The sequence below is a fragment of the Endozoicomonas sp. ISHI1 genome (genome assembly GCF_024606225.1).
Classification (GTDB): domain Bacteria; phylum Pseudomonadota; class Gammaproteobacteria; order Pseudomonadales; family Endozoicomonadaceae; genus Endozoicomonas_A.
The window spans coordinates 56967-63127 of record NZ_JAGRPU010000034.1; the positions used below are offsets into that span (position 1 = coordinate 56967).

Here is a 6161-nt window from a genome sequence, read left to right on the forward strand (position 1 = left end):
TCACCAGGGTAGTTTAGAGAAAGGTTAACTGCCTGACTTGAGTTATTTTCCTGATCTATCCTTGCTCTCTGTACACCAGAATTAAAGGGTAGAATGATTAAACACTCACTCTTTGCAGCACCACTGTTACTCATGACATTGTCCGTCGTCTGTCAGGCTCAAACGTTGACCAGACGTTTTGTTGTCGAGCTTGAACGGAAAACAGGTTCTCCAGGCCAGAACGTATTTATAAAACCTGACCAGCACACACTGTCGTACACCTTCTCAGACATTACCCACACAAAAGACTATGCAGAATCAGATTTACCGCCTGATGAGAAACAAGGCAGACTAAACGACTGCGAGCTAAAAACAACCGTTATTGAATCAATTTGGTGGCCATGGCTTTACGCCAATTATCTGTTGGTGGGTTACGAACTGATCCAGACCGCCAAAAATACCCCACTCAGCTCCACCTCTTATTCATGGCTGCCTCCGGAAATGGTTGTCGCTGTCGGTTGGCTTTTAAAAAACTATTGGAATATAAACCTACCGTCGTTTAACCCGATAAAACAAAAAGAGCTGTGTCAGGTTCACCAGTTGGCAACCATCATTACGGTGCCCGGCTCTGGAAATAATCAGCAACAACACCTGCCATCAGAGTCATCAGGGCAACAAGCTCAGGAAGCCACCATCGGCCCTTCAGGCTCTTTCAACAGCGTCCTTGATTCTGACTCTGCCGATGGTGACGGGGGCTCAGAGCAACATCTGCATACTTTGGGTTTAGATTGTTTCGTCTTTACCTGTCATGGCGTTTGTCAATTCCGACCATCATCCGATAGCAGTGAGCCCACTGAGTGGCAGATGAATGCCGCAGAACATTCGACAGGCCACAAAGAAGCAACGCCCGAACAAAGCTCATGCTCACATTTGGACAATGGACACTGCTCTGAGTGCACAGGTCATGTGACCAACACAGATGTTCTAACCATGGATGGCACTGCTCACCTCGCTGTCCTCATGGACACTGACGCACCAGTGGAGTCCGATCCCTGTCCTATTTGTCTGGTTCACTTCCATGGCCGTGATGAAGCGCTTGTGTTGGCATCCTGTCAGGGGCACAAGGAGATAGTCGAACGCCTGATCAACGCCGGGGCGAATCTTAACGTGCGGACTAAGAATGGTGCCACCCCGCTGTACATCGCTGCCGAGATGGGCCATACCGACATCGCGACACTCCTGATCGAATCCGGGGCGGATCTCAACGCCTGTACTAAGGATGGCACCACCCCGCTGTTAATTGCAGCCCAGAAAGGCAATATCGACATCGTGAAACTCCTGATCGAAGCCGGGGCTGATCTCAATGCAGACTTGTGGGATGGCACCACCCCACTGTTAATCCCAGTCGGGGAGGGATATATTGACTGCGTGGAAGCCCTGGCCGATGCCGGGGCAAATTAAGTAACTCAAGCGAGGTACCATCCTGAAAATCAGCGATTATTGATTGCATGAAAAATGATCTTATAGAACTTTTCCCAAACTAACTGTTGTCGTCTTTTGGCAACACCACTGCAATGGGCGCGTCAGAGCTTTTGGAGCTTGCGTTATTTTCTTGATCTATCTTTCCTCCCTGTACACCAGAATACAAGGTTAGAATTATTAAACACTCCCTCTTTGCTGCAGCACCAGTGTTGCTAATGACATTGTCCGTCGTCTGTCTGGCTCAACCATTGACAAGACGTTTTGTGGTCGAGTTTGAACAGAAAGCAGGTGCTCCAAACCTGAACTTTTCTGCAAAACCTGAACGGCATACATTGTCGGGTAACTTCTCAGACATTGCCCACACAAACGGCTATGCAAAATCAGATTTACCGTCTGATGAAAAACAAGTCAGAATAGACGGCTGCGAGCTAAAAACGACCATCATTGAATCAATTTCGTGGCCATGGCTTTACGCCAATCATCTGCTGGTGGGTTACGAACTGATCCTGACCAGCAAAAACACCCCACTAAGTTCCACCTCTTATTCACGGCTACCTGTAGAAGTGGTTGTCGCTACCGCCTGGCTTTTAAAGAGTCATTGGAATATCAACTCATCGTCGTTTAAATCGATTACACAAAAAGAGCGGTGCAAGGATCACGCTCTGTCGGCCATCATTACGATGCCTGGCACTGGCAATGACCAGCCACAACACCCGCCATCAGAGTCATCGGGACAGCAAGTTCAGGAAACTACCGCCCGCCCTGCAGGCTCTTTCAACAGCTTCCTTTACTCTGACTCTGCCGATGGTAACGGAGGCACACAGCAGCATTTACACACTTTGGGTCTGGATTGTTTCGTTTCTCCCTGTCACGGCGTTTGTCAATTCCGACCATCATCCGATAGCGGTGGACCCGCTGAATGGCCGGTGAATTCCGCAGAACATTCGACAAGCCAAACAGGAGGAACGAAAGAACAAAGCTCATGCCCACATTTGGACAATGGACACTGTACAGAGTGCGCAGGTCGTGTGAATAACACAGATGTACTACTCATGGATGGCATTGCTCACCCCACTGTCCCGACGGACACTGCCGTATCGCTGGAGTCCGATCCCTGTCCTATTTGTCTGGTTCACTTCCATGGCCGTGGTGAAGCGCTTGTGGTCGTCAAAAGCCAATGTTGTGGCCACCACTTCGACCTGAACTGTATTTCGAAGTGTTTTGTTGAACAGCCCATCGGCTCTCGCCGTTGTGCAATGTGTCGGCAAGACCCGATGCCTATGGTGAATGAGAACACCGGTGAATTTCACCAGGATCAATTTTTCCCCGATCAGGCGTTTCATAATGCCTGTGTTGATGGGGATTTGGATCAGGTGGAGAAGTCAATGGCAGAAGGAGTCAATGTCAATGCTGTTATGAATAATAACGGACTCAATGCCTTGATGATGGCATGCATCGGGGGGCACAAGGACGTCGTCGAACGCCTGATCAACGCCGGGGCCGATCTCAACGCCCAAACTGAGATTGGCTCCACCTCGCTGCATTTCGCAGCCCGGAAGGGCCATGCCGACATTGTGAAACGCCTGATCGAAGCCGGGGCGGATATCAACCTCACCTTGTCGGATGGCGCCACCCCGCTCTCCATCGCAGCCGAGATGGGCCATACTGACTGCGTGAAAACCCTGATCGAAGGCAAGGCTAATCTCAACACCCGAACTAAGGGTGGCTTCACACCGCTGCTCATCGCTGTACAAAAAAATAACATCGACTGCGTAAAAATCCTGATCGAAGCCAAGGCGGATCTCAACGCCGCCCTGCCAAATGGCGTCACCCCGCTGTCCGTCGCCACTTTGAAAGGCAATACCGACTCTGTGGAAGTCCTGATCAACGCCGGGGCTGATCCCAACCCCCAAACTGAGACTGGCAACACCTTGCTGCATATCGCAGCCCTGGAGGGCCACACCGACATTGTTAAACGCCTGATCAAAGCCAAGGCGGATGTCAACGCCCGGGCCAGGGATGGCTTCACCCCGCTGTTCAACGCTGTCATGAAGGGCAATACCGAATGCGTTAAAACCCTGATCGACGCCGGCGCGGATCTTGAGGCTGCTACGTCTAATGGCACTACTCCACTGGACATCGCAGCCCTGATGGGCAGTACCAACTGTCTGCAACTCCTGATCGACACCGGGGCGGATGTCAACGCCCGAAGTAAGAATGGCACCACCCCGCTGTTCATGGCTGTCATGAACAGCAATACCGAACGCGTGAAAGCCCTGATCAACGCCGGGGCGGATGTCAACGCCGCCATGCCAAATGGCGTCACCCCGCTGTTCGTCGCCACTACGAATGGCGATATCGACTCTGTGGAAGTCCTGATCAACGCCGGGGCTGATCCCAACGCCGCCCCGTCGAGTGGCACCACCCCCCTGTCTGCGGCAGTCCGGGAGGGCAATACCGACTGCGCGAAAGCCCTGATCAAGGCCGGGGCAAAGTGGGGCGCAGAGGCGGTGAATGAAACAGAAGAAATGTATCATCTTCTCCGGTAAACACGGCTTTCTGGTGTTCCCATCTTTTGAGTTTTTGAAATGGGTGATTATTTAGTCACAGCAGACTTTATAGTCTTAGAGAAAGTGAATTGTGATCACTTTCACCTCAGCACCAAAGTTTATTGGGCAGGGCTGAATGTTTCTCCGAGGCAGTTGAGAAAACGGTTAACTGTGTAACTTGCGTTATTTTCCTGATCTATCCTTGCTCTCTGTACACCAGAATTAAAGGGTAGAATGATTAAACACTCACTCTTTGCAGCACCACTGTTACTCATGACATTGTCCGTCGTCTGTCTGGCTCAACCGTTGACCAGACGTTTTGTTGTCGAGCTTGAACAGAAAGCAGGTTCTCCAAGCCAGAACGTATTTATAAAACCTGACCATCACACACTGTCGAACACCTTGTCAGACATTGCTCACACAAAAGGCTATACAGAATCAGATTTACCGTCTGATCAGAAACAACGCAGACTAAACGGTTGCGAGCCAAAAACGACCATCATTGAATCAATTCCATGGCCAAGGCTTTACGGCACTCACCTGCTAGTCGGTTACGAACTGATCCTGACCACCAAAAATACCCCACTCAGCTCCACCTCTTATTCATGGCTACCTCTGGAAGTGTTTGTCGCTGTCGGGTGGCTTTTAAAAAGTTATTGGAATATCGACTCACCGTCGTTTAACCCGATAAAACAAAAAGAGCTGTGTCAGGTTTACCCGTTGGCAACCATCATTACGGTGCCCGGCTCTGGAAATAACCAGCAACAACACTCGCCATCAGAGTCATCGGGGCAGCAATCTCAGGAAACCACTGCCCGCCCTGCAGGCTCTTTCAACCGCTTGCTTTATTCTGATTCTGCCGATGGTAGCGGAGGCTCACAGCAACATCTGCATAGTTTGGGTTTAAACTGTTTCGTCTCTCCCTGTCATGGCGTTTGTCAATTCCGACCGTCATCCGATAGCAGTGAGCCCGCTGAATGGCCGATGAATTGCGCAGAAAGTTCGACAGGCCATACAAGAGCATGCCCCAAACAAAGCTCATGCCCACATTTGGACAATGGACACTGCTCAGAGTGCACAGGTCATGTGACCAACACAGATGTTCTAACCATGGATGGCACTGCTCACCTCGCTGTCCCCATGGACACTGACGCACCAGTGGAGTCCGATCCCTGTCCTATTTGTCTGGTTCACTTCCATGGTCGTGATGAAGCGCTTGTGGTCGTCAAAAGCCAATGTTGTGGCCACCACTTCGATCTGGACTGTATTTCGAAGTGTTTTTTAAGACAGCCCATCGGCTCCCGCCGTTGTGTAGTGTGTCGCCAAGACCCAATGCCTATGGTGAATGTGAACACCGATGAGTCTCACCCGGATAAGTTTTTCCCCGATCGGGCATTTTATAATGCCTGTGTTGACGGGGATTTGGATCAGGTGAGGAAGTCGCTGGCAGAAGGAGTCAATGTCAATACTGTTATGAATAATGATTTCACTGCCTTGTTGTTGGCATCCAGTCAGGGGCATAAGGACGTCGTCAAATGCCTGATCGAAGCCGAGGCGGACCTCAACGCCCTGAGCGATGATGGCGCCACCCCGCTGTTCTTAGCGGCCCAGGAACATAACACCGACTGCGTGGAACTACTGATCAACGCCGGGGCAGATATCAACGCCCGGACTCAATACGGCATCACTCCGCTGGCCATCGCAGCCGGGAGGGGCCATACCGACATCGTGAAACTCCTGATCGGAGCCAAGGCCGATCTCAACGCCCAGACCAAGAATGGCGCCACCCCGCTGTTCATTGCTGCCCTGGAGGGTCATACCAACATCGTGAAACTCCTGATCGAAGCCGGGGCGGATGTCAACGCCCGAACTCAGAATGGCGACACCTCGATCTTGGCCGCAACTCAAAAGGGTAATACCGACTGCGTGAAAATCCTGATTGAAGCCAATGCGGATCTCAACGTCGTCTTCCCGGATGGCACCACCGTACTATTAATCGCTGTCTGGGAAAATAACACCGACTGCGTGAAACTCCTGATCGGAGCCAAGGCCGATCTCAACGCCCAGACCAAGAATGGCGCCACCCCGCTGTTCATTGCTGCCCTGGAGGGTCATACCAACATCGTGAAACTCCTGATCGAAGCCGGGGCG

Annotated in this window: 3 protein-coding genes; all 3 read left to right on the forward strand. The window is 51.3% G+C overall.

The window, feature by feature from the left end; all coding sequences use genetic code 11:
* Window positions 1-93: 93 nt before the first annotated feature.
* Entirely contained in the window at window positions 94-1440 is a 1347-nt protein-coding gene (locus KBW69_RS18535) for an ankyrin repeat domain-containing protein (RefSeq protein WP_257281820.1), read from the forward strand.
* Between the two features lie 236 nt (window positions 1441-1676).
* Window positions 1677-4010: an ankyrin repeat domain-containing protein gene (locus tag KBW69_RS18540; RefSeq protein WP_257281821.1), complete on the forward strand. Its 2334-nt coding sequence runs from the start codon at window positions 1677-1679 to the stop codon at window positions 4008-4010.
* 234 nt (window positions 4011-4244) lie between these two features.
* Window positions 4245-6161, forward strand: a 1917-nt coding sequence (locus tag KBW69_RS18545) for an ankyrin repeat domain-containing protein (protein WP_257281822.1), incomplete at its 3' end; no start/stop codon positions are given.

Excerpts from the sequence above, each read along its gene's own strand:
- KBW69_RS18540 (WP_257281821.1), top strand. The coding sequence starts at position 1,677 with ATGACATTGTCCGTCGTCTGTCTGGCTCAACCATTGACAAGACGTTTT.
- KBW69_RS18535 (WP_257281820.1), top strand. The coding sequence starts at position 94 with ATGATTAAACACTCACTCTTTGCAGCACCACTGTTACTCATGACATTG.